Source organism: Microvirga pakistanensis (assembly GCF_004458765.1).
In the GTDB taxonomy this organism is placed as follows: domain Bacteria; phylum Pseudomonadota; class Alphaproteobacteria; order Rhizobiales; family Beijerinckiaceae; genus Microvirga; species Microvirga pakistanensis.
This window is the reverse complement of the sequence record NZ_SPJX01000332.1, coordinates 42816-67089: the sequence shown is the minus strand read 5'-3', so window position 1 is coordinate 67089 and position 24274 is coordinate 42816. Positions and strand designations below refer to the sequence as shown.

Annotated in this window: 21 protein-coding genes; 13 read left to right on the top strand and 8 right to left on the bottom strand. The window is 65.2% G+C overall.

Going from position 1 to position 24274, the window contains the following annotated elements; genetic code table 11:
* Positions 1-2 precede the first annotated feature (2 nt).
* The 4 genes from oppB to E4K09_RS17690 all read right to left on the bottom strand — a co-directional run bounded on the left by oppB (position 3) and on the right by E4K09_RS17690 (position 4472).
* Positions 3-923 carry an oligopeptide ABC transporter permease OppB gene (gene oppB, locus E4K09_RS17705; RefSeq protein ID WP_134499110.1) on the bottom strand — a complete coding sequence of 307 codons (921 nt, stop codon included), beginning with the start codon at positions 921-923 and terminating at the stop codon, positions 3-5.
* A gap of 84 nt (positions 924-1007) precedes the next feature.
* A complete protein-coding gene (locus E4K09_RS17700; RefSeq protein WP_134499109.1) occupies positions 1008-2603 on the bottom strand; it encodes a peptide ABC transporter substrate-binding protein in 1596 nt (531 codons plus the stop codon).
* 170 nt (positions 2604-2773) lie between these two features.
* Complete coding sequence (locus E4K09_RS17695) at positions 2774-3208, bottom strand: GlcG/HbpS family heme-binding protein (protein WP_134499108.1); 435 nt, start codon at positions 3206-3208, stop codon at positions 2774-2776.
* A gap of 46 nt (positions 3209-3254) precedes the next feature.
* The gene (locus E4K09_RS17690; protein WP_134499107.1) at positions 3255-4472 is read right to left on the bottom strand and encodes a urate hydroxylase PuuD; all 1218 of its coding nucleotides are present in this window, start codon (positions 4470-4472) and stop codon (positions 3255-3257) included.
* Between the two features lie 193 nt (positions 4473-4665).
* Between E4K09_RS17690 and uraH the strand changes: the two genes are divergently transcribed.
* From uraH to E4K09_RS17660, 6 genes are all read left to right on the top strand, one after another.
* Positions 4666-5019: a hydroxyisourate hydrolase gene (uraH, locus tag E4K09_RS17685; RefSeq protein WP_134499106.1), complete on the top strand. Its 354-nt coding sequence runs from the start codon at positions 4666-4668 to the stop codon at positions 5017-5019.
* 3 nt (positions 5020-5022) lie between these two features.
* Positions 5023-6465, top strand: coding sequence for an allantoinase PuuE (gene puuE / locus E4K09_RS17680; RefSeq protein ID WP_134499105.1), 1443 nt, complete (start codon positions 5023-5025; stop codon positions 6463-6465).
* A 75-nt stretch (positions 6466-6540) separates the two neighbouring features.
* Entirely contained in the window at positions 6541-6987 is a 447-nt protein-coding gene (gene lysM / locus E4K09_RS17675) for a peptidoglycan-binding protein LysM (RefSeq protein WP_134499104.1), read from the top strand.
* A 69-nt stretch (positions 6988-7056) separates the two neighbouring features.
* Positions 7057-7377: a rhodanese-like domain-containing protein gene (locus tag E4K09_RS17670; protein ID WP_244610567.1), complete on the top strand. Its 321-nt coding sequence runs from the start codon at positions 7057-7059 to the stop codon at positions 7375-7377.
* A gap of 138 nt (positions 7378-7515) precedes the next feature.
* A complete protein-coding gene (locus E4K09_RS17665; protein ID WP_134499103.1) occupies positions 7516-7950 on the top strand; it encodes a c-type cytochrome in 435 nt (144 codons plus the stop codon).
* 65 nt (positions 7951-8015) lie between these two features.
* A complete protein-coding gene (locus E4K09_RS17660; RefSeq protein ID WP_134499102.1) occupies positions 8016-8963 on the top strand; it encodes a c-type cytochrome in 948 nt (315 codons plus the stop codon).
* Between the two features lie 23 nt (positions 8964-8986).
* On the opposite strand, the gene E4K09_RS17655 is transcribed toward E4K09_RS17660, so the two are convergent.
* A complete protein-coding gene (locus E4K09_RS17655; protein WP_134499101.1) occupies positions 8987-9604 on the bottom strand; it encodes a helix-turn-helix domain-containing protein in 618 nt (205 codons plus the stop codon).
* Between the two features lie 108 nt (positions 9605-9712).
* On the bottom strand, positions 9713-10651 hold the full coding sequence (locus E4K09_RS17650) for an EamA family transporter (RefSeq protein ID WP_134499100.1): 939 nt from the start codon (positions 10649-10651) through the stop codon (positions 9713-9715).
* 191 nt (positions 10652-10842) lie between these two features.
* Here E4K09_RS17650 and E4K09_RS17645 point away from each other — a divergent pair, with 191 nt between their 5' ends.
* The 3 genes from E4K09_RS17645 (at position 10843) to E4K09_RS17635 (ending at position 13974) form a co-directional block, all read left to right on the top strand.
* Positions 10843-11670, top strand: a complete 828-nt coding sequence (locus E4K09_RS17645) for a UDP-2,3-diacylglucosamine diphosphatase (RefSeq protein ID WP_134499099.1) — start codon at positions 10843-10845, stop codon at positions 11668-11670.
* The gene (locus E4K09_RS17640) at positions 11670-12677 is read left to right on the top strand and encodes a glycosyltransferase family 4 protein (RefSeq protein WP_134499098.1); all 1008 of its coding nucleotides are present in this window, start codon (positions 11670-11672) and stop codon (positions 12675-12677) included. Before E4K09_RS17645 ends, E4K09_RS17640 begins: the two co-directional genes overlap by 1 nt.
* Before the next feature lie 112 nt (positions 12678-12789).
* Complete coding sequence (locus E4K09_RS17635) at positions 12790-13974, top strand: MFS transporter (RefSeq protein ID WP_134499097.1); 1185 nt, start codon at positions 12790-12792, stop codon at positions 13972-13974.
* Here the strand turns inward: E4K09_RS17635 and dgcA are convergent.
* Positions 13944-14927 (bottom strand): N-acetyl-D-Glu racemase DgcA, encoded by a 984-nt coding sequence (gene dgcA, locus E4K09_RS17630; protein ID WP_134499096.1) that lies wholly within the window; start codon positions 14925-14927, stop codon positions 13944-13946. The genes E4K09_RS17635 and dgcA overlap by 31 nt on opposite strands.
* Positions 14928-15008: 81 nt before the next feature.
* On the opposite strand from dgcA, the gene E4K09_RS17625 reads away from it, so the two are divergent.
* The 4 genes from E4K09_RS17625 to E4K09_RS17610 are packed head-to-tail and all read left to right on the top strand — an operon-like array spanning position 15009 to position 19003.
* Entirely contained in the window at positions 15009-16160 is a 1152-nt protein-coding gene (locus tag E4K09_RS17625) for an MlaE family ABC transporter permease (RefSeq protein ID WP_134499095.1), read from the top strand.
* Between the two features lie 5 nt (positions 16161-16165).
* Positions 16166-16966: an ABC transporter ATP-binding protein gene (locus E4K09_RS17620; protein ID WP_193557307.1), complete on the top strand. Its 801-nt coding sequence runs from the start codon at positions 16166-16168 to the stop codon at positions 16964-16966.
* Between the two features lie 9 nt (positions 16967-16975).
* On the top strand, positions 16976-18313 hold the full coding sequence (locus tag E4K09_RS17615) for an MlaD family protein (RefSeq protein ID WP_134499094.1): 1338 nt from the start codon (positions 16976-16978) through the stop codon (positions 18311-18313).
* Between the two features lie 24 nt (positions 18314-18337).
* Positions 18338-19003, top strand: coding sequence for an ABC-type transport auxiliary lipoprotein family protein (locus tag E4K09_RS17610; RefSeq protein ID WP_244610566.1), 666 nt, complete (start codon positions 18338-18340; stop codon positions 19001-19003).
* Positions 19004-19338: 335 nt separating this feature from the next.
* Here the strand turns inward: E4K09_RS17610 and E4K09_RS17605 are convergent, their stop codons facing one another.
* Positions 19339-24015 (bottom strand): apolipoprotein A1/A4/E family protein, encoded by a 4677-nt coding sequence (locus E4K09_RS17605; protein WP_166802382.1) that lies wholly within the window; start codon positions 24013-24015, stop codon positions 19339-19341.
* Positions 24016-24274: the final 259 nt, after the last annotated feature.

Genomic DNA, 24274 nt, shown 5'->3' with positions numbered 1-24274 from the left:
ACTCAATCGTAACGGATGCGTGGATCGATCAGCGCGTAGACGATATCGACCACGAGGTTGAACAACAGGACGAAGACGGCCACGACCACGACCGTGCCCATGACGAGCGTGTAGTCGCGGTTGAGAGCGCCTTCGACGAAATAGCGGCCGATGCCGGGAAGGCCGAAGATCGTCTCGACCACCACCGAACCGGTGAGCAGGGCGGCGGCGGCAGGGCCGAGATAGGACACGACCGGCAGCGCCGCGCCGCGCAGGGCATGAGCCACGATGGTCCGCGTCGGCAGGCCGAGCGAGCGCAGAGTGCGAATATGGTTGGAGCGCAGGTTCTCGATCATGGCTGCGCGTGTCATGCGCGCGACGACGGCGATCTGGGGCAGGGCCAGCACGATGACCGGCATGATCATGTTGCGCGGATTGCCCTCGGCCCAGCCGCCCACGGGCAGCATCGCGAGGGCGAGGCCGAAGACGAGCTGGAGGATGGGAGCGACCACGAAATTCGGGATCGTCAGGCCGAGCGCCCCCATGCCGGTGACTAGGTAGTCGATGGCGCTGTTCTGGCGCAGCGCCGCAACGGTGCCAAGGGTTCCGCCGAGGAGCACCGCCAGCGACAGGGCGAGGGCTCCAAGGGTCATGGAAACCGGCAGGCCCCGGGCAAAGAGCTCGGCCACCGAGAAGTCGCGCAGAATGAAGGAGGGGCCGAAATCGCCCTGCATGACGGCGCTCAGGTAGAGCCAGTATTGCTCGATCAGCGGCTTGTCGAGCTGGTAGATCCGGTTGAGGTTCTCCATCACCTTCGCTTCAAGCGGGCGTTCGAGATCGAACGGGCCGCCGGGCGCAAGCCGGATCAGGAAGAACGAAATCGTGACGATGATGAACAGCGTCGGAATGGCCGACAGGAACCGGCGGGCGATGAAGGAGAGCACGGCGGGCTCCTCCGCTGAAACGCGATAACAGATAAAAGAATAGGGCGGTCTGAAGATCAGACCGCCCTGTTCCGGCTCTTTATTTTACTGCGCCTTCGAGAGGAAGCGCGACGGATAGACGCCGCGGGTGTTCTGGACGAAGCCCTTGATCTTCGGCGAGATCAGGTTGCTCTTGCCGTAGTACATGATCGGGATCCAGGGCATGTCCTTCATCAGGATAGCCTCCGCCTTCTTCATCATGTCGGCGCGCTTCTTGAGGTCCAGTTCCTTGGCGGCGTCATCGAGAAGCTTGTCGAACTCCGGACTGTTGTACTTGCCGTAGTTGAAGCCTTTGTTGTCGCTCTTGACCAGGAACAGGAAGTTGTTCGGGTCCGAATAGTCGGCGATCCAGCCGTAGCGCGCGATGTCGAAGTCGCCGCCGTCGCGAAGGTGGGCGAAGTGGGTCTTGCCGTCCGTGTTGATGAACGACGTCTCGACACCGATCTGCTTCCACTGGTCTGCGATCGCGATGACCGAGTTGCGGTTGTTGTCCGTGGTGTTATAGCGGATCTGGACCTTCAGGGGCTTGCCCGCCCCGAAGCCTGCCTCCTGGAGGAGGGCCTTGGCCTTGTCCTCCCGGTCGATCGGCGACTGGTCCTTGTACTCCATGTAAGCCGGCTCGCCGTAATTGCCCACGCCTGGCGGCATGAAGGAATAGCCCGGCTGCATGGTCTGGCCCCAGATCTCGCCCGCGATAAATTCGCGGTCGATCGCCATGGACAAGGCCTGACGCACGCGCACGTCGTTGAACGGAGCCTTGGAGGAGTTGACGACGAAGAACCAGGTGCCGAGATAGGGACCGAGCTTGACCTGGTCCTTGAAGCGCTCCTTGAGCGACTTGATCTGATCGGCCGGAAGCTCGTCCATGGAATCGAGCTCGCCCGCCTCGTAGCGGCGCACGGCGGCGGCGAGATCCGGATGCGGGATGAAGTTCACCGTGTCGATCTGAACGTTCTTCGCATCCCAGTAGTTCTCGTTTTTCGCGAGCTTGATGTGGGAGTTCGGAGCGAACTCGACGAGCTTGTAGGCGCCGTTGGACACCATGTTGCCGGGCTTCACGAAATCCTTGCCGAATTTCTCGACGGAGGCCTTGTGCACGGGCAGGCTGGTCTGGTGGGTGAGCAGCTCGATGAAATAGGGCGTGGGAGCCTCGAGGGTGATTTCGACGGTCCTGGCGTCGACCGCCTTCACCCCGAGCTCTTCAGGCTTGCCCTGGCCCTTGTTGATTTTCTCGGAGTTCTTGATCGGGTACAGGATATTCGCATATTTCGCGCCCGTGGCCGGATCCATGATGCGGCGGTAGGAAAAGACGAAGTCTTCGGCCGTGACCGGATCGCCGTTCGACCACTTCAGGCCCTGACGCAGCGTAAAGCGATAAGTCTTGCCGTCGTCGCTGACCTCCCACTTCTCCGCCTGCCCGGGAACGGCTTCGCCCTTCGCGTTGTAGGCGACGAGGCCTTCGAGCATGTCGCGCAGGATATGAGCTTCCTGCACCGTCGAGGTCTTGTGGGTGTCCAGCGTTTCCGGTTCGCCAAGGTTCCCGCGGTTGTAGACCACCTCGGCCGAAGCGGCGCCCATGGCACCCATGAGGGCGGCCGTGGCGACGGCAGCAAGCGCCGTACGTTTGATCCATGATGACATCGGACGCGTTCCCTTTCTGGTTTATATCTTAGGGTCTTAGAATGTCTCGGTCAGAGCCGATATGGCAGTAACCTTGTCCCATTAGTTGATCAATCAACCGTTCGTGTCCAGTCCTATCCGCGGACCGTTTCTGTAACCCAGGGTTGCCAAGGGCTTGGCTATGGCGACATTCAGGCGCCCGCGTCGAAGACCAGGCCCGCGGCCTGGATTCCGCCTGCGGCAGCGATCTCGTCATTGTCCGAGGTGTCCCCGGACACGCCGACGGCTCCGAGGATCTGATCCTGTGCGTTCTTGATCAGCACGCCTCCCGGCACAGGCACGAGCTGCCCGCCCACGGCATGGGTGGCGGCGGCGACGAAATAGGGGCGGTCCGTCGCCATCTTGTGGAGAGCCCGCGAGCCGACGCCGAGGGACAATGCGCCATAGGCCTTGCCCATGGCGATCTCGGCGCGCTTGAGGCTCGTGCCGTCCTCGGACAGGAGGGCCCGCAGGGCGCCGCGCGCATCATAGACCACGACGGACAGCGGCTTGAAAGCCTTCTCCCGCGCGGTCTTTAGGGTCGCTTCGGCAATGGTCTGGGCGGTCTTGAGGCTGAGCTCGGACATCGGGAATCCTCCATCGACATAGTCTTGGTGCGGGGGTGCACAGGGTTCAACGCGTAGCGGTCTCGCGGCTCGCCAGCCAGGTGGCGACGGCCTTGCGCTCGTCCGGGGTCATCTCGGTGATGTTGTTGGGCGGCATGGCGTGGGTGAGCACCGCCTGGATCCTGATGGGCTCCGCATGGCGGGCGATCTCCTCGGGCGTGTCGAGCCGCACGCCCTTGGGCGCGACGGGGATGCCCTCCCAGACAGGTGCCGCCGCATGGCACATGGAGCAGCGGGATTGGATGGCGAGCGTGGCCTCCTCGAAGGCGGCCGCGGGTTCTGCGGCCGCTGACGCATCCGCCACGGTCTCGCTGCCGGGCTTGCCAATGATCGAGAGCCAGATCGCGAGCGCGATGGAGGCCGCAGCAATACCCCATGTCCACCAGGGCGAGCCCTTGCCCGCATGCTGGCTGTTGAAGAAGTGCCGGATCACCGCGCCGGCGATCAGGATCAAGCCGATGATCCCCACCGCATAGCGCGACGACCAGGCCAGCGGGTAATGGTTCGACAGCATCAGGAAGATGACGGGCAGGGTCAGGTAGTTGTTGTGCGTCGAGCGCAGCTTTGCTTCCTGCCCGAGCCTGGGGTCCGGTGATCCGCCAGCCAGCAGGGTGGACACCACTTTCTTCTGGTTCGGGATGATGACGAAGAAGACGCTCGCCGACATCCAGGTGGCGATCATCGCGCCCGTATGGAGGAAGGCGGCGCGTCCGTTGAAAACCTGCGTGAAGGCGAAGGCCGCGAGCAGGATATAGGCGAAGAGCACGAAGCCGAGCACAAGCCCGTTCTTGCCGAGGGGCGACCGGCACAGCCCCTCGTACACCAACCAACTCACCAGGATTCCCCCGATGCCGATAGCGGGCGCCTGCCAGGGGGCGAGGGCGCGCACCGCCGGATCGATCGTGTAGAGGTCGGCCTGGAGATAATAGACCCAGACGATCAGGAAGAAGCCGCTGATCCAGGTGGAGTAGCTCTCCCATTTGAACCAGGTGAGCTCCTTCGGCAGTTCCGGAGGCGCAACGAGATATTTGCGCATGTTGTAGAAGCCGCCGCCGTGAACCTGCCAGGCCTCGCCGCCGACGCCTTCCGGCAGGCCCTCCCGCTTCTTCAGGCTCAGATCCAGATGGATGAAATAGAAGGACGAACCGATCCAGGCGATGGCCGTGATCACGTGGGTCCAGCGCAGGATCTGGCTGATCCATTCGGATATTTGCGGGTCGATCATGCAGCCCCTTGAACACTGAAGGAAGCCTAAGCCTAGGGCGGCGCCCCCAATTGCGGAAGGCCTCCCGGCGCGCTTTTTCAACAGGAACCGCCACGGGCGAGTCCTGGACTTTTGGGGCAGTTGCGCATGGAATGCTTGACGCCGGGCGCCGGGCCCGAAACATTTCCGCTTTCGTCCAAGCATGCGAGGTTTCATGGGCCGCCTGTCCACCCACGTCCTGGATAACGTCAATGGCAAGCCCGCCAGGGGAATCCGCATCGAACTCTTCGTCCTCGAGGGCGATGTCCGCCGCTCCGTCCTCCGCACCGTGACAAATGCCGACGGGCGCACCGACGCGCCTCTCATGATCGGCGAGGCCTTTCGGGCGGGCACTTACGAGCTCGTTTTTGAGGTGGGCGCGTATTTCAAGGCGCTCGGCACGCCGACGGCCGATCCGCCGTTCCTGGACACGGTTCCCGTCCGCTTCACCATCGCGGAGCCGGACGGCCATTATCACGTGCCGCTCCTCGTCACGCCCTGGAGCTATTCCACCTATCGCGGAAGCTGAAACATGCCCGAGACCTCCTATCCCCGCGACCTCGTCGGCTATGGCCGAAATCCGCCTCATCCCCGGTGGCCGGACGATGCGCGGATCTGCGTCCAGTTCGTGATCAATTACGAGGAGGGCGGCGAGAACAACATCCTGCACGGGGATCGTGCGTCTGAGGCCTTCCTGTCCGAAATCGTCGGTGCCCAGCCCTGGCTGGGCCAGCGGCACATGAGCATGGAGTCGATCTACGAGTACGGCTCCCGCGCCGGCTTCTGGCGTTTGTGGCGCATGTTCACCGAACGCAGGATGCCCGTCACCGTCTATGGCGTTGCGACGGCTCTCATGCGCAACCCGGAGGCGGTGGCGGCCATGAAGGAAGCCGATTGGGAGATCGCGAGCCACGGGCTCAAGTGGATCGATTACCGCGATTTCTCACGGGAGGAGGAGCGGGCCCACATGAAAGAAGCGATCCGCATCCACACGGAGGTCACGGGAGAGCGCCCGCTCGGCTGGTATACCGGCCGCACGTCGGAGCACACCAATCACCTCGTCGCGGAGGAGGGAGGATTTCTCTACAGCGCGGATTCCTATGCCGACGAGTTGCCTTACTGGGAGCAGCACGGGCATCACCTGCAGCTCATCGTGCCCTATACGTTGGACGCCAACGACATGCGCTTCGCAACCCCGCAGGGCTTCAACTCGGGCGACCAGTTCTTCGCCTATCTGAAGGACAGCTTCGATACGCTCTATGCGGAAGGCGCGACGGCACCGAAGATGTTGTCGGTGGGCCTTCATTGCCGTCTTGCGGGCCGCCCCGGGCGCGCGGCGGCGCTTGCGCGCTTTCTCGATTACGTGGCGTCTCACGACGATGTGTGGATCGCCCGGCGCATCGACATCGCGCGGCTCTGGATCCGCTATCACCGCCCGGCCAATCTCAGGCCGAGCACGATGAGCAGGGCGGTGTTCCTGGAGTTGTTCGGCGACATCTTCGAGCATTCGCCATGGATTGCCGAGCGCGGCCACAGGTCCGGTTTCACGACCGCGCAGGATACGGCGGAAGGGCTGCACGCGGCTCTGGTGCATGTGTTGTCGGAGGCAACGCGAGACCAGAAGATGGCTCTCATCCGAGCGCATCCCGATCTCGCCGGACGTCTGAAGCTCGCGGATCTCACGGCGGATTCCCGCAACGAGCAATCCTCAGCGGGTCTCGACAGCCTCTCGCAAGAGGAGCGGGACCGCTTCATCGCCTTGAACGATGCCTACAGGCAAAAATTTGGTTTCCCGTTCATCATGGCGGTGAAGGGCCGCACGAAGGGCGAGATCATGGCGGCCTTCGAGGAAAGGCTGGAGCACGATGCCGAGACCGAGTTCGAAACGGCCATCGTGCAGATCGAGCTGATCGCGCTCCTGCGCCTCAAGGAGCGCCTGCCGTCGCTGGCGGACGTGTTCTCGAACCTGGCTTGAGGGGAACCCTTTGCGAAGGTCGTGCGTCTTCGTCACTGCTTGGCCGGAGATTCGGCCAATTCGACGGAGGAATACGTGGGCCTTTTTAAGTTCATCAAGGACGCCGGCGCCAAGATCTTCGGCGGCAGCGCCGCTGCGGCAACGCCTGAGGCGCTGCAGAAGGAAGTTCAGGGGCACGGGTTCGATGCGGGCAAGCTCGGGATCCAGGTCAACGGCGATCAGGTGAAGCTCTCCGGTCAGGCGGTGACCCAGGAGGAGGCTGAAAAGATCATTCTGTCGCTCGGCAACACCTATGGCGTCGCGGAGGTCGATACGAGCGACCTTCAGATCCAGCAGCCGTCCGCTCCCGCCACCATGTACACGGTTCAGAAGGGCGACACGCTCTGGGAGATTGCAGAAAAGCACTACGGCAAAGGCAAGGGCGCAAAGTACACGGAGATCGTCAAGGCGAATTCTCCGCCGGTCAAGGATCCCGACATGATCCAGCCGGGCTGGGTGCTCCGGATCCCGCCGCTCGCGTGACGGAGGCTCGGGTTGTCATGCGCCCTGCGCAGCCCTTATGAAGAGGGCCTTGCAGGGAGGAGCGCTTCGATGAACGCATCTATGCCACGGGTCGTCGATCTCGATCGCGAAGACATCAAGGAAGGGCTACAGGACGGATCGATCCTGCTGGTCGATGTGCGCGAGCCCCATGAATTCGCCGCGGGGCATATCCCCGGCGCGGTCTCGCATCCGCTCTCGTCGTTCGATCCGTCGTCTCTGCCGGAGGGCAGGCGGATCGTGTTTTCCTGCGCGGCAGGCGTCCGGTCCGTCCGGGCGCTCGAATTCGCGCAGGCTGCGGGCCTCGGTATTCACGAGCATTACAAGGGCGGCTTCAAGGATTGGGTTTCCGCGGGAGAGCCTGTCGAGTGACCGCAATGGGGCGGCACTTCACGTAGATGTGTTCTAAAGTACAGTGCGCAATCTTAAGAAGATATGCCCTAATGACAGCCTGACGGTGACGGCAAGGGTATGAGCCAGTCACCGCTCGATAAACAAGGGAACGACTTCATGAAGCGTACGATTTTCATCGCCAGCGTTCTGGCGCTCGGCGTGTCGGCGGCCATTGCCCAGAGCGATGTGGTCGAGCAGCGTCAGAATCTGATGAAGCAGATGGGCTCACAGACCCGTCCGATCGGCGGCATGCTCCGTGGTCAGGAGCCGTTTGATCTCGCTAAGGTGCAGGCCGGCCTCAAGGTGTTCGCCGAGAACTCCCAGAAGGCTGCGCCGCTCTTCCCCGAGAACACGAAGGACGCGCCGAAAACCGAAGCGCTTCCGTCGATCTGGCAGAACAAGGCGAAGTTCGAATCGATCATGACGAAGCTCAATCAGGATGCCACCACGGCCCTTGCCTCGATCAAGGACGAAGCGACGCTGAAGGCGGAGATGCCGAAGGTTCTCCAGAACTGCGGCGCCTGCCACAACGACTTCCGCAAGAAGAGCTGAGACCTCTTGAGTGATCGAACGGGCGGCTTTGGAGAGAAGCCGCCCGCTTCGTGTCGGGAACGGCGATGCGTAAAGCGATTCTGGGTCTAGGCATTCTCGTACTGCTCGGCGTCCTGGGCTTTCTGGTCCTGACGTCGCCCTCGGCCTATCGGATGGTGCGGGGGGCCTCCGCTACTTCGGCGACTGCGGCGGGCATCGACCGCGCCCCGAACCTGGAGAACGGCCGCGTCATGTTCTTCGCGGGAGGCTGCACCTCCTGCCACGCCACCCCGAACCAGGACGACAAGCTGCGGCTCGGCGGCGGCTATGCCCTGAAATCGCCCTTCGGCACGTTTCATGTTCCCAATATCTCGCCGCACAAGCAGGACGGCATCGGATCCTGGAGCACGGCGGATTTCATCCGCGCCATGCAGGAGGGAACCTCCCCCGACGGCCGGCACTATTACCCGGCCTTTCCCTATACCTCCTATCAGCGCATGAGCCGGGAGGATCTGGCCGATCTCTTCGCCTTCATGCAGACCCTTCCCGCGGTCGCGGGACAGGCGCCTGATCACGACCTGCCGTTCCCCTTCAATATCCGCCGCGGCGTGGGCTTATGGAAGCTCGCCTTCCTCGACGGCAAGCCGTTCGCGCCCGATCCATCGAAGTCCGAAAGCCAGAACCGGGGCGCCTATCTGGTGAACGGACCGGGACACTGCGCCGAGTGCCACAGCGAGCGCAGCTTCGCCGGAGCGATCATCGAGGAAAGACGGTTTGCGGGCGGGCCCGATCCGGAAGGGCGCGGCGCGGTGCCCAACATCACGCCCCATCAGACCGGCATCGGCGGTTGGAGCCCCGAGGAACTCGCGACGCTCCTGAAAACCGGCGAGACGCCTCTGTTCGACACGGTCGGGGGGCCGATGGGGGATGTGGTTCGCAATACGGGGCAACTGCCGGATGCCGATCGCCAGGCCATGGCGGAATACCTGCTCTCGTTGCCGCCGAAGCAGGGCTACGTTGCGCCCAAGCCGTAAGGAGCTGGATTGAGGCTTTGGCCTCAATCCATCACGGCGGCCTTGAGGATGCACACCATCGTGGCGCGGCCCGGAATCGTGCCGATGCAGCGCACGGAATGGGGGCGGTCGCACCGATAGCGCAGGGATTCACCGGCCTTGGCCTGCTGTGTGACGCCGCCGACCTCGACCTCGAACTCGCCCTCGAGCACGGACAGGCACTCCACCGAGCCCCGCTGGTGGCTGTCGGAATCGAGCACGCCGCCGGGTTCGGAGTGCACGTCGTACCATTGAAGCCACTCGATGGTCTTGATCCAGCCGATGATGGCGAGCTTCATCTTGCCGTCGTCGGAGACGAGAATGGGGGTGTCGGCCTTGGAGGACTTCTCGATGAACGGCTCCTCGTCGGCGGAGGCGAGAACCCGCTCGATGGACACGTCGAGGGCCTGGCTCAGGCGCCAGATGGTGGCGAGGGTCGGGTTGGTCTCGTTCCGCTCGATCTGGCTGATGATGGACTTGGCGACGCCCGACTGCTCGGCCAGTTCCGACAGGGACAGGTTGTAAGCCTTGCGCAGCCGCTGGATCGTCTTGCCCATGTTCCCGGACAAAACCTGCGCGCCCGTCTCCAGGTCCCGCTGCCGCTCTTTGCCTTCGACGCCCATGCCGTTGCCTCTGTTCTGAAAAACCGAACATCCGTTCCTTTAAACGGTTGTGAGATAAGAGGCGAGGCGGGTCAAGGCCGGAGACGCCGCAGAGAGGATTTTCCCGGCTCAGGTGCCGGGCTTCTGCGCTGCCACCTTGAGCTCCTTGGCCCGTTCGAGGCCCAGCCGGCGCTCGCGCCAGACGATGAAGAGCCCGGTGGCGGCCACGATCATGGCGCCGGCCAGGATCGTCGGCGTCGGCAGATCACCGAACATGAACCAGCCCAGCAGAAGCGCCCAGATCATCGTGGTGTATTCGAACGGTGCAATCACCGAGGTATCCGCGTAACGGTAGCATTCGGTGAGGAGGATTTGGCCCACTCCGCCCAGGATTCCGGCCAGGACGAAGAGGGCGAGGTCGGTGGCGTCGGGCATGTTCCACCCGAAGACGATGGTGCAGAAGGACAAGCCGGAGGCCAGGACGAAGAAGTAGAACACGATGGCCCCCGTCTTCTCGGTCCCGGTCAGCCGCCGCACCTGGATCATGGCGCCCGCGGACGCGAAGGCGCCCAGGAAGGCGCAGGCGGCGCCGAGGGCCGGACCGGCCATCATGCCGCCCGCGAACGTCCCCGGCGTCAAGTAAGGGGAGAGCATGATCATCACGCCGACGAAACCCACGCCGACGGCCGTCCAGCGATAGGCGCGGATCCTCTCCTGGAGAAGCAGGGCGGCCAGAACCACCACGATCAGGGGGGAGGCATAGCCGATGGCGATCGCATCGTGGAGCGGCAGGTAGGAGAGAGCGGCAAATCCAAAAGCCATGCCGCCCGTGCCCAGGAAGCCCCGCTTGAAATGCCCGATCGCGTTCTTCGTTTTCAGGCCCTCGGGCAGGTCTCCCCGCCAGGCGAGCCATGCCAGCAGCGGCAGGATCGCGAAAGCGGATCGGAAGAACACGACTTCACCGGTCGGATACCGGTCCATCAGCGTCTTGAGGGTCGCCGACATCATCGTGAAGACGAGGGCCGACAGAACTTTGAGGGAGATCCCCAGGAGAGGTTTCACGGTCATCAGCCATTGAACGAGCGAGCTGCACAAGAACCACGGCAGACCCTCCGGGTGAAGTCCCTATTCGCCTGATCTGCCTGCGCCATGCGCATGGCAGTCCCGAAAGCTGTCACAAATCTGCAAGCCAATCGTCATGGGGACGAGATGCGAATCCGGTTGGCCTAGAGGGAGATCACGTCGAGAGAGGACGCCCCATGTTAAGGGACCTGGAGACGATCCGTGTACGTACGCTGTTCCTGTCGGATCTCCACCTGGGCACCAAGGGGTGCCAGGCGGAGGCGCTCCTGGATTTTCTCCGGCGCTATGATGCCGAGACGATCTACCTCGTCGGAGACATCGTCGACGGGTGGCGGTTGAAATCGGGCTGGTACTGGCCGCAGAGCCACAACGATGTGGTGCAGAAGCTCCTGCGCAAGGTGCGCAAAGGCTCGTCGCTCGTCTACGTGCCCGGCAATCATGACGAGTTCCTGCGGGATTACGTGGGCGTCAGCCTGGGAGGGATCGAACTCGCCGAATCCGCGATCCACGAGACGGCCAACGGCAAGCGCTATCTCGTCATCCATGGGGACCAGTTCGATCTGGTCGTCCGCCATGCCCGCTGGCTCGCGCTTCTGGGGGACGGGGCCTACACGGCGGCCCTCTTCGTGAATACGTACCTCAACATCGTTCGGCGCAAGCTCGGTCTCACCTATTGGTCATTGTCCGCCTGGGCGAAGCTGAGGGTGAAGAACGCGGTGAACTTCATCAGCCGCTTCGAGGAGCTTCTGGCCACGGAAGCACGGCGGCAGGAGGTGGACGGCGTGATCTGCGGCCATATCCACCATGCCGCGATGCACGAGGATTTCGGCGTTTCCTACGTGAACACGGGCGATTGGGTGGAATCCTGCACTGTGGTGGTCGAGCACTGGGATGGCACCCTCGAGCTGATCCGCTGGACCGATACGCCCGGGTGCGGCCTACCGGCTCCAGACGTCGACGTTGCATCGGAACATTTGATTGTTCTCGGTATGAGGAAAGCGTGATGCGCGTGCTCATCGTCACGGATGCCTGGCGGCCCCAGGTCAACGGCGTCGTGCGCTCGCTCGAATACATGGCGGAGCACGGGCCGGCCTTCGGCGCGGAGGTGGCGTTCCTGACTCCCGAGCGCTTCCGCTCGTTCCCGATGCCGACCTATCCGGAGATCCGCCTGTCCCTCGCCGGGCCGGAACAGGTCGCCCGGATCATCGCCGAGGCGGCTCCCGATCACGTGCACATCGCGACGGAGGGCCCCCTCGGCTGGTCCGCACGGTCCGCGTGCAAGGGGCAAGGCCGAGGCTTCACCACGAGCTATCACACGCGCTTTCCCGAATATCTGGCGGCCCGCCTGCCGATTCCGGAGGCATGCTCCTACGCTCTCCTGCGCCGGTTCCATCGCGAGGCGAAGGCCGTGATGGTCAGCACGCCCTCGCTGGAGCGGGAGCTCAAGGCCCGCGGCTTCAGGAACATGGTGCGCTGGACGAGGGGCGTCGACACCACGCTTTTCCGCCCCCGCCACGAGCGTGTCCTCGACTGCCCGGGGCCGGTCTTCCTCTATGTGGGCCGTGTGGCGGTGGAGAAGAACCTGCCGGCCTTCCTCTCCCTCGATCTTCCGGGCACCAAGGTGGTGGTGGGCGACGGACCTGCGCGCCAGGACCTGGAGCGGCACTACGGCGATGCCCGCTTCCTCGGCGCTCTCACGGGGGAAGACCTGGCGCAGGTCTATGCATCGGCCGACGTATTCGTGTTCCCGAGCCTCACCGATACGTTCGGGATCGTCCTGCTCGAAGCGCTGGCCTCGGGCCTTCCCGTCGCGGCCTTCCCGGTGACGGGACCGGTGGATGTCATTGGCGCGTCGGGATGCGGAATCGTCGATCCCGACCTGCGCAAGGCCGCTCTCGCGGCGCTGGAGATCCCGAAGAGCCGGTGCCGGGCCTACGGCGAGACCTTCACCTGGAACGAGAGCGCGCGCCAGTTCTTCTCCCATATCGCGGCCGCTCGCGCGGCGGCCTGAGCGCATTCCTCCTCGGCAACACATCCATGCGCCTGGGCTCTTGGCTGTTGCGGCCACATGTCTCTAATGAGAGGGTCTCCGCCGCTCACGCCGATTCCCGAAAGCGCCGTCCTTGATCTCCTCGACCAGAGCCCTCGAAATTCGGCTGGGTGCCCTGCAGGCAGCGAGTTTCGTAAGCCACGGCGTCTACCTGCCGTTCTTCCCGCTCTGGCTCGAGAGCAAGGCCTTGTCGCCCACGCTCATCGGCTTCGTGGTCGCCATCCCGATCGTCGTGCGCATCCTCGCCACGGCTCCGCTGCTCAGCCTTGCCGACCGCTCCTTCGGCGCCAGGCGGCTGCTGCTGGCGAGCCATTTGGGCCAGATGCTGGGCTTTCCCCTGCTGCTGCTGTCGGACCACAGCCTTACGATCATTGCGCTCGTGGCCCTGGTCGCCTTCGCCCAGGCGTCGATCATTCCCGGCAACGATCTCGTGTCCACGAACGCCGTGCAGCGCTATCCCGGGCTCAATTACGGACGCATCCGGGGCAGCGGCTCCGTGGCGTTCTTCATCACCAACATCCTGGCCGGGTATCTGGTGGGCGCCTTCGGGCCGAATGTGGTGGTCCTCGCTCTCACGCTCATCCCGGTCCTCGGCATCACGGCCACCCTGGCCGCCGTGCCCGACGAGGTGCCCGATCACTCGTCGAGGGACCGGACCAGGGAGGCGAGCGCCCCTCCCGCCTTGCCGAAGGTTCTTTGGCTGCTCCTGATCGCGGGCGCGATCACGCAGGGCAGCCACGGAGCGCTGAACGCCTTCGCCAGCATTCACTGGCGCTCCCTCGGCTTCTCGGATTCCGCCATCGGGTATATTTGGGCGGCTGGAGTGATCGCCGAGATCATGGTGTTCCTGTTTCTCGGACGCGCCGTGGGGCGGGGTTCCGGCGTCGGGCTGATCGTGATCGGGGCGGCCGCCGCGGTCGTGCGGTTCTCGGTCATGTCCCTTCTACCGGGGCTCGCCGCGGCCTTCGTCCTGCAGACCATGCACGCCCTGACCTTCGCGGCCACCCATATCGGAACCATGGCGGCCCTGACGGCGCTCGCGCCGATGCAGGCGAGGGGGCGCGCGCAAGGCATCTACGGGTCGCTCGCCGCCCTGGCGACGGCGGTTTCCACGATCGGCAGCGGCATGATCTACGAGCGCGCCGGCTCGCTGGTCTTCGCCGCGATGGCTCCTCTGGGAGCCACCGGATTGGTTCTCATGCTGATCGTGATCCGGATGCTGAAGGCTCAGCCCCAGAGAGCGGGCTCGGGCGGATAGACGAGGCTGCCCTCGTATCTCAGGCCCGGCTCCCGGTCCCTGGCGAGAAGGAGGGGGCCGTCGAGGTCCACGAACCGGCAGCGGGGCGCAATCACGAGGGCGGGAGCCATGGCGAGCGAGGTGCCGACCATGCAGCCGATCATCAGGGAGAAGCCGAGGGCCTCCGCCGCATCGGCGAGAGCCAGCGCCTCCGTGAGGCCGCCGGTCTTGTCGAGCTTGATGTTCACCACATCATAGAGCCCCACCAGCCTCTGCAGGCTCGGACGGTCATGGACGCTCTCGTCGGCCATGATGGGCACTGGTCGTGCGATCCCGGCGAGAATCCCGTCGGCCTTCGCCGGGAGGGGCTGCTCGACCAGGGCGTAGCCCTCCTCGGCGCAGGCCGCGAGATGCGCCTCGATGTTCGCCTCGGTCCAGCCTTCGTTGGCGTCCGCGATGAGGGTCGCATCGGGCGCGGCCCGGCGGACGGCGCGGATGCGCCCGATGTCGCCCTCGGGGCCGCCGAACTTCACCTTCAGGATCGGGCGGTCCGCCGCCTTGGCAGCAGCCTCCGCCATGGCCTCCGGCGTGCCGAGGCTGATCGTGTAGGCGGTGGTCACGGGCTGCCAGCGGGTCAGGCCCGCGGTCACGTGGGCGCGGATGCCGGAGCGTTTCGCGTCCAGGTCCCAGAGGGCGCAATCCACCGCGTTCCGGGCGGCTCCCGCCGGCATGACGGACTGAAGCGCCTCGCGGGTGAGCCCGCCCTCGATCCGCGACCGGAGCGCCTCGATGGCGCCCGCCACCCCTTCCACCGTCTCGCCGTAGCGCGGGTAGGGCACGCATTCCCCGCGCCCGACGACCCCGCTCTCCGTGATCGTGGCTGTGACCACGGCCGCCTCGGTGCGCGAGCCGCGGGAGATGGTGAACGTGCCCGCAATCGGAAAGCGGTCGATGGATACGGTGAGTTGACGCATTCTCTCAGCTTCTGGCTAGAACTTCATCTCGACTTGTGACGCTGCTACACGCTATCACGACACGGAATCAATGCCGGAAGGATCACGGTGGCGCAGGGCACCCTGGCTCACGAGCCGCAACTGAAAATCGAACGTGCCGGAAACAAGGTCACGGCGGTGCTGGCCGGTCCCTGGACCGCCGAGCACGCGCGCGTCGTCGAGACCCTGGCAGGCGAGATCGCGGCGCAGGCCGACCGGCACCACCTCATCATCGATCTCGCGGGCGTCCAGCGGCTGGATACCCTGGGGGCCTGGGTTCTCGACCGCACCCGTCACGAACTCGGCGGGAGCGGCCTTGTGTCGGATTTCGTGAATGCCACCCCGGAGCAGGGTATCCTCCTGAACGAGGTCGCCTATCGGGGCTTCCAGGAGCTGCCGAAGCCGAAGCCCTCGCGCTTCGTCGACTTCCTGGTCGATGTGGGCCGAACCGTCGCCGAGGCCGGGAACGATCTCGTGCGCGGCGTCGCCTTCCTGGGCCAGCTCGTCTCCGCCTTCGTCAGGGTGCTCCTCAACCCCCGGCGGTTCCGGGGCAGTGCCGTGGTGAACCAACTCGAGCAGATCGCCTATCGCGGTGTGCCGATCATCGTCCTCATCTCGTTTCTCGTCGGCGCGATCGTCGCCCAGCAGGGCATCTTCCAGCTGGTCAAGTTCGGCGCCACGCCCTTCGTGGTGGACCTCATCGGCATCCTGGTGATGCGTGAACTGGGCGTGCTCCTGACCTCGATCATGGTGGCGGGACGCTCGGGCTCCGCCTTCACGGCCGAGATCGGCTCGATGAAGATGCGCGAGGAGATCGATGCCCTGCGGGTGATGGGGCTCGATCCGATCGAGGTGCTGATCCTGCCCCGGATCCTGGCCCTGATCATCGGCCTGCCTCTGCTCACCTTCCTGGCCTCCATCGCGGCGCTTCTCGGAGGCGGCGTCACGGCATGGGTCTACGGCGACATCAGCCCGGACGTGTTCCTGACCCGCCTGAAGGCGTCGATCGCGCTCAACACCTTCATGGTCGGCCTCATCAAGGCGCCGTTCATGGCCATGATCATCGGCATCATCGCCACGTTGGAAGGCCTGGCGGTGGCCGGGTCGGCCGAATCGCTCGGCCGGCACGTCACCTCCTCGGTGGTGAAGGCGATCTTCATGGTGATCGTGCTCGATGGTGTCTTCGCCATGTTCTTCGCGGCCATCAGGTACTGACAACGATGCTCGAACGCCACCATCCCGCTCCCCTTGAGAACCGCGAGGTGATCATCCGCGTGCGCGGCATCGAAGTCGGCTTCGGGGAAAAGACCATTCTCAAGGATCTCGACCTCGATGTTTACCGGGGCGAGATCCTCGGCTTCGTCGGCGCTTCGGGACAGGGCAAGTCGGTGCTGACCCGCGCCATCCTGGGGCTCGTTCCCAAGCGCGCGGGCACCATCGAAGTTCTCGGCCAGAACCTGGACGAGCTGTCTTCGTCGGAGCGCCGCCTCATGGAGCGGCACTGGGGCGTGCTGTTCCAGCAGGGCGCGCTCTTCTCGGCGCTCACGGTCAAGCAGAACGTCCAGGTCCCGATGCGCGAGCATCTCGATCTCTCCGACCGGCTTCTCGACGAGCTCGCCATGCTCAAGATCGAGATGGTCGGTTTGAAGCCCGATGCGGCGGACAAGCTGCCCTCGGAACTCTCCGGCGGCATGATCAAGCGCGCGGCGCTCGCCCGCGCACTTGCGCTCGACCCGGACATTGTCTTCCTCGACGAACCGACCTCGGGCCTCGATCCGATCGGCGCGGGCGAGTTCGACGAGCTGATTGCGACGTTACAGCGGACTTTAGGCCTCACGGTATTCATGGTAACGCATGATCTGGATAGCCTTTACACGGTGTGCGACCGGATCGCCGCGCTGGGTGAGGGCAAAATCCTGGCGGAAGGCCCCATCGAGGCGATGCTGGCTTCAGATCACCCATGGCTCCGCTCCTATTTTCACGGAAAACGGGCCCGTGCGGCATTGGCCGGCGGCGCGTAAGGATCGACGATGGAAACGCGTGCGAATTATGCTTTGATCGGCATCTTCACCCTGGCGGTGATCGCGGCGGCGTTCGGTTTCGTCTACTGGTTCTCCGGCGGCGGCCGCGGCCAGGAACGCCAGTCCGTCCGCATCGTGTTCTCGGGTTCCGTGTCGGGTCTCTCCCAGGGTTCCATCGTGTCCTTCAACGGCCTTCGCGTCGGTGAGGTGACGCAGATCAGCCTTCTGCCCGAGGATCCCCGCCGGGTCGTGGCCATCGTCCAAGTGGACGAAAGCACGCCCGTCCGTGCGGACACCCGCGCCCGCCTCGAATACCAGGGCCTGACGGGTGTTGCGAATATCGGCCTCTCCGGCGGCGAGCCCGGGGCTCCTCCCTTGGTGGCGGGACCCGGCCAGCCGATGCCGACCATCTTCGCCGACCGCTCCGACTTCCAGGACCTCATCGAGACCGCCCGCAACATCGCCCGCCGGGCCGATGACGTGCTGGAGCGCGTGGGCCGGGTGGTGGCCGACAACGAGGGATCCATCAGCCGCACGGTCCAGAACGTGGAGCGCTTCTCCCAGGCCCTGGGCGAGAACGCGGAAGGCATCGACCGCTTCCTGGCCCAGATCGGGCAGGCCGCCGAGAAGGTCGGGCCGCTGGCCGAGAAACTCGAGACGCTCGCGACCAATGTCGACCAGGTGGTCCGGGCGGTCGAGCCTCAGCGCGTCTCGCGCATCGTCGAGAACGTGGACAGCTTCACCCAGGCCCTGGGCGAAAACCGTCAGGTTGTGAGCGACGCCCTGCGCGATGCGGCAAGTCTCGTGGGCCGCCTCAACGAGACGGCCCCGAAGCTCGACGCGGCGGTGGGCGAGATTTCGCTCGTCGTGAAGGCGATCGACCCGAGCAAGGTGAGCCGCACGGTCGACAACGTGCAAGCCTTCACCGACACCCTGAACCGGCGCAGCCCGGATATCGACAAGGCCATCCAGGAGGCGCGCTCGATCACCGAGAAGCTCAACAAATCCGCCGATCGGATCGACAATGTCCTGGCCGGTGCCGAGAAATTCCTCGGCTCGGCATCGGGCGAGGCGGGCAAGGGCGCTTTCGACGAGATCCGGGCGGCCGCCGTGTCGGTGCGCGAGCTGGCCGAGGACCTGAACCGGCGCACCAGCGGCATCGAGGGCGTCCTGTCCGGGGTGGGCCGCTTCACGAATTCGGGCCTGAGGGAATACGAGGCGCTGGCCGTCGAGGGGCGCAGAACGCTCGGCGACATCAGCCGCGCCGTGCGGAGCATCGAACGTAATCCACAGCAGTTTCTTTTCGGTAGCCGCCCCAATCTCCCGGAATACAATGGACGCCGGTAAGTAACCTGTATGCGTGGATCATCCGTGTTTCTCCTCTCGTTCGAGCCGCTCCGGCCTTTTCGTCGCCTGGTGCCCGTCGTGCTGTTGGCGGCCCTCGCCGGAGCCTGCTCGTCCGGTTCGGCCCCGACGTCGTATGACCTCTCCGCGCCGACGTCGCGGATCAGGGGGGCGGCCGGCGTCCAGGTGCTCGTGAACGAGCCGGCAGCGCTGCAGACGCTGTCCTCCCAGCAGATCCTGGTAAAGGATGCGAGCGGCACCGTCTCCTTCCTGGGAGGCGCACAATGGGCCGACAACCTGCCGCGCCTGATCCAGACCCGCCTGATCAACACGTTCGAGAACTCCTCCCAGCTGCGCGGGGTCTCCCGACCCAGCAGCGGCGCCGTAGCCGATGTCCAGCTCGTCTCGGAACTGCGCAGCTTCGAGATCGCCACGCCGTCCAACGAGGCCGTGGTCGAGATCTCGGTGAAGATCGTCAGCGACCAGAACGGGCGCATCGTGAACGGCCGGATTTTCCGCGCCCGCACGCCTGTGGCCGCCCTCGACGCTCCCAATGCCGCCCGGGGGCTCGACGAAACGCTGTCGACCGTCATGCTCGACATCGTCCGATGGGTCAGCGGCAGCTCGCTGCCGCGGCGCGAGGAGCCGGGCGACGTCAGCCAGGCGCCGGCCAAGGAGCAGGCTCCGACCTGAGCGCTTTCGCTCCGCTCCGAAAATTTTTCGGGCTCGGAGACATCGGAGCCCTTTGATTTATCGCAGGCATCCTCTCTGTCATTCCTGGGCGTGGGCCGAGGATCCGCGTCTTTACCTGTCGCGGTTCCTCAAGACGTGGATGGCCGTGACAAGCACGGCCATGACGGGAAGAGACATGGCCCTGACACTCCCCGCCGTCATGCCCGGCCTCGTGCCGGGCATCCATGTCTTCAAACCACAACGCAGACAGCCATGGTGAAGGCGGGTGTCGGCCCCAAAAGAAAAAACGCGGCTTTCGAAGCCGCGCTTTCGGATGTCGTTTCGGGGCGACCGTTCTAGTCGAACCGGCCGCTCGCGTGGGCCAACATCGTATAGACCTTGCCGGTTTCCGACGTGAGATAGGTTCTCGTCAGCGTGGAGTCGCGGTCATCGCGGGCGACTTCGGCGAGCAGGCGCTCGAACTCGTCCACATAGCGGTCGACGGTCTGACGGAACTCGTCTTCCTGACGGTACTTGCGACGGATCTCGTCGAAGGTCTGCTGGCCCTGTGCCGTGTAAAGGCGACGGCTGAACACGTTGGGCTCGCCGCGACGGTAGCGATCCCACACCTGGACGGCCGCGTCGTGATCGATCATGCGGGCGATATCGACCGAGATCGAGTCCAAGGACTCGAGACCATTGCTCCGTCCGCGGGCCTGGCCGCGAGCGGGTTCGTCATCGCGGGACGCGCGGGTCAAAAGGTCCGAGAGCCAGCCGCTGCGGGCGGAGCCGGCGTCGCGGGCGGTGGGCGCCTCCTCACGACGGGCGGCGGGACGCTCCACGGGAGCCTGACGAGTCGGTGCGGGAGCCGGGGCCGGTGCGGGAGCCGGTGCAGGGCGTGACTCGGGCTGGCGCGCGACCGCCGGTGCAGGAGCGGGAGCCGGGGCAGGGGGGGCGATGCGCTGCTCGACGGCGGCGGCGACCGCGGCCATGGTCGCGGCTACCGGCACCTCGTTTGCCGCGGCTCTGCGAGGTTGCGCGGCGGGAGCCGCATCGACGAGGCGGTTGGACCGCGAGACGAGGGAGGAAAGCTCGTTGAGAGCCTTGATCTGGTCGGCGACCACGCGGCGCATGTTGGCCGTGGTTTCCTGGGTCTCCTGCGGGAGTTCCACCACGCCACGACGCAGCTCGGCGCGGGTGGCTTCCAGCTCGCGCTGGATCTGGCCCGTCATGCCGCGCAATTCGCCCATCGTGTCGCGCAGCTTCGTCGTCGCGCTGCCGAGCGCCTCCGCCATCTCGGCGGCGGCTGTTTCGTAAGCGGTCCGCAGGGTTGCAACCGTGCGCTCGCTCTCCACGCCGGTCGTGAGGCGAACCCGCTCGAACTCTTCGCCGATCGCCTGCGTCGTCGTCTGAGCCGCCTCGGCGAGAACGGAGCCGATCTGGCGCGCCTTGTCCTCGGCATTCGTGAGGGAGCCCTCCACAAGGGTCGTGAAGGCGCGGGTGACGGATTCGAGCTCGTGCGAGCGCTCCTCGATTCGGCCGAGCAGCTCCTCCAGGGCCCCGTGGCGGCTGGACAGCGCCTCTGTCATGCGATTCTCGACCCGCTCCAGGGCGGAGGCGGCCTGGGTGAGGGTGTTGATCTGCTCGTAGGTCGTGTCGGTGAGCGTGCGGCCGCGCTCCTCCAGGGATTGGGCGAGGTCCATCGCCTGCTGAATGACTCCGGAAGACACGTTGCGCAGGACTTCGACCTGATCGGCAACCTGATCGGACGCCCGGTTCGCCTGCGAAGCGATTTCGGACAGAAGCGCCTCGATCTGCTGCACGCGGCCGCCCAGACCGTCCTCGACAGCCTCGAGGTTGCCGCTCGCCGATGCCGCGACCTGCTGAAGGTTGCTGCTTGCGGTCTGCAGGCGGTCCAGCACCTCGGTTAGATTGCCGCGCAGACCCTCGCTGGTGCCGAGCAGAGACTCGATCGTACGCTTCGTACCGTCGTCGATGGCGAGCCGCATGGCCTCCGTCGACTGCATGTAGGAGGAGGTGAGCTCCGTCGTGCGCTCCTGGAGCGACGACAGCATGGTCTGGCTGCGCTCGTCGAGAGCCCGCAGGGTCGCCTCGGTGATGGTCTCCACTTCGCGGCCGATCTGCTCGCTGTGGGTGCCGAGCGACTGGATGAGGGCATTGCCCTGCGTGTCGAAGATCGAGCGCATCTCGCCGATACGGCTGTTGAGCGAGGAAACGACGCTCTGGCCGCGCTCGTCAATGGCCTCAGCCACACCGCCGAGGCGGTTGACCACGCGCTCCTCGAACTTCGAGACGCGCTCGTCGAGGGTCGAGGCGATCTCTTCGGCACGCGTGCCGAGTGTCTGGTTGATCTCGAACGCGCGGGCGCCGAGGGTCTCCGCCACTTCGTCGGCCCGGTCTCCGAGGATCTGGTTGATGGTGGCGACGCGGTTCTCCAGCGTCTCCGAGATCTCGCCGACGCGGGTGCCGAGGATCGCGTTGATGCTGGTGGCGCGGGCATCCAGCGTCTCGCCGATCTCTTCGGCCCTGGCGCTCAGCGTGTCGGCGATGGTGCTGGTCTTGGCGGTGATCGCCTGGCTGATCTCGTCGACCCGAGCCTGAAGGGCCTGTGCCACGTCGCGGCCGCCTTCGGCCATGACGCGGGCCATCTCGCCGGTACGCACGACGAGCGCTTCGTTGAGGGCCGTGGAGCGGGCGCTGAGAATGGTATCGACGCGCTCGGCGATGCTGTTGAAGCTGGTGGTGATATCCGTCGCGCGGCGGGAGGCGTGCTCCTCGAGAGCCGTGAGCTGGGTCTCGATGGCGGTGGTCGCTTCGCGAGCGCGCTCGGCGAAGGTTTCGGCCACGGTGCGGCCCTGCACGGTGATGAGGCGATCGACTTCCTCGAAGCGGCCGCTGATGGTCTCGGTCAGGCTGCCAACCTCGTGGGAGATGCGGTCGGCGAGCTCGCTGCCGCGGCCCATGACACTCTCGAAGGCTTCGAGGCGAGAGCCGAGAGTCCCCTCGACCTCACGGGTGCAGGTCTCGACCGTGGTGGTGAGGTTCTCTGCCGTCCGGTTGAGAACATCGTTGACGCGCCCGCCCTGCGTGGCAATGGCGAGAACGATCTCCTTGCTGGTGCTCGCAAGGCGGGCCTGCACCTGGTCCGCATGGTGGGAGAGGGTTTCGGAGAATTCCTGGCCACGGGTTTCGAAGGTCGAGTGGAACTCCTCGACCTTGGAGCCCAGAAGGGAGGAGATGCGCTCGCCGACCTCGGCGAGGTTGCTCTCGAGCGCCTGGCCCTGGACGGTGACCGATTCGCTGACGCGCTGACTGGCGGTTTCGAGACGCACCGCGAGATCCTCGACACGGCTGCCAAAGGATTCGTCGGCCAAGCGCACAGCGCTCTCGAGATGCTCGCGCACCTCGGTGCTGCGAAGGGTGATCTGGCTGCCCACCTCGGAAGCCGTGCTGGCCAGTTGCTCGCGGAACTCGCTGCCGCGAGCGATGATGTCGTTGACCACGTCCGCGCCAGTGGCGGCGAACAGCTCGCGCAGGGCCGTGCCGCGGGTCGTGAGCTCCTCACTGACGGAGAGGCCGGCAGCCGCGATCTGATCGCGCATTTCTGCGGTGCGGGCGGTGAGGTCGTCGGCGATCACGCCGCCGGTCGCCGCCAGCTTCTCGGTAATCTCGCTGCCGCGCTGGGTGAAGCTCTCCTCCAGGTTCCTGGCGGTCTGCTCGAAGGCCTCGCGCACGTCGTTGCCCTGCTGGGCGAGGGCGTCGATCACGCCGCGGCCCGTCTCGGCCAGCGTCCGGGTGACCTGGCTGGCGCCTTCCTGCAGGTGACGGGTGAGAACGTCGCCGGTGCGCTCGAAGGCGCCGGTGATGTCCTGCGCCTTGCTTTCGAGAGCGCCGGTGATGGTGGTGCCGACCTCCGCGATACCGGTCTTGATGTCCTCGCTGGCGCCCGAGAGGCGCTCCACGAGCTCGACGCCCCGGCTCGACATTTCTTCGACGACGCGCTCGCCGGCGCGGCCGAGAGCCTGGGTGATCTGATCGCCCTGTTGTTCGAGAGAACCGGTGATCTTGTCGCCGGCGCCGCCGACCGCCGCGACGACGCGCTCGCTGGCCACGTCGAGGTCCTGAATCAGGTTCTGATGAGCGCCCGTGATGGCGCCGCGCACGCGTTCCGCATTGGAGACGATGGCCTCGCGCTGGGCCACGAGCTCGTCGATGAGGGAACGGATGCGGATTTCGTTGTCGGAATAGGCGCGCTCGAGCGTGGAGATCTCGCTGCGGACCAGGGTCTCAAGCTCGCCGGCACGGGCGAGGGCACGCTCCACGCCGTCGCCCACGGCGGCCACTTCGCGCCGCACGGCCTGGGATACCGAGAGAACGGCATCGGTGGAGAAGTTCTCAGGCTGGGCGAGGCGCACGGCCACTTCGCCCACGGCGCGGGCCACCATCTTCATTTCCTGCGAACGGATGGTGAGCATCGCGGCGATGAAGAACAGGAAGATCGGCGCGACGACAGCCACGGCAGCGAGCGCAAGCTGCGAGATGGAGAAGGTGGCGAGCAATTGCTCGGGGGTCGTGATGCTCTGGGAATACAGGAAGTAGCCGATGGCGCCGACCCAGAGGAGGGAAGCAAGCGTCGCGTAGACATAAGCGCGACCCGAGGGGCGAACCTGGAGGGCCTGGAGCATCACGCCGACATTCTGACGGTCATCGTTGGCAACGGCGGCGCGATCGGGAGCAAGGAAGCCGGGGCGGGGAGCATCCTCCAGCCTGATCTCGCGCTCGTCCGGGCGGTCGCGGCCCTGCTCGCCGGGAATGTCGGGATTCAGGGAGAAGGGACCCTTCGTGAAGTCGTGCGCGTCGATGTCCGGAAGCCGTGGCTCCTCGGAAGAAGACCTGCTCTGCGCCTGGTCGGGGGAGGAGATCTCGAACGTCTCTTCGAGGTTGAGCGCGTGCTCAACAGCCGAAAGGGCCGCCTCCGCCGGGTCTTTCATCTTCTTCTTTTCGGTCGCCATGATCCGCCCTCGTGACGCAACTGATTTTGGTTGAAGCCGCCGCATCCCTTTAACGGTCGAGCGGCGATGCGCGACTCCAGCCGGTACGGAAAAACTTCTGACAGTCCTTCCGTACGGTAATCTACTGTTTACCAAGCGAGTTTAGCGGCCGGCGATGCTCAAGGAAACCCGAAGTCCCCTGCCACTTGTGAACGTCGTTAACGGCTCAGTAACCTGCACTACCGGGGAAAATACGGCGAAAAGACGGCAAGCCTCACTC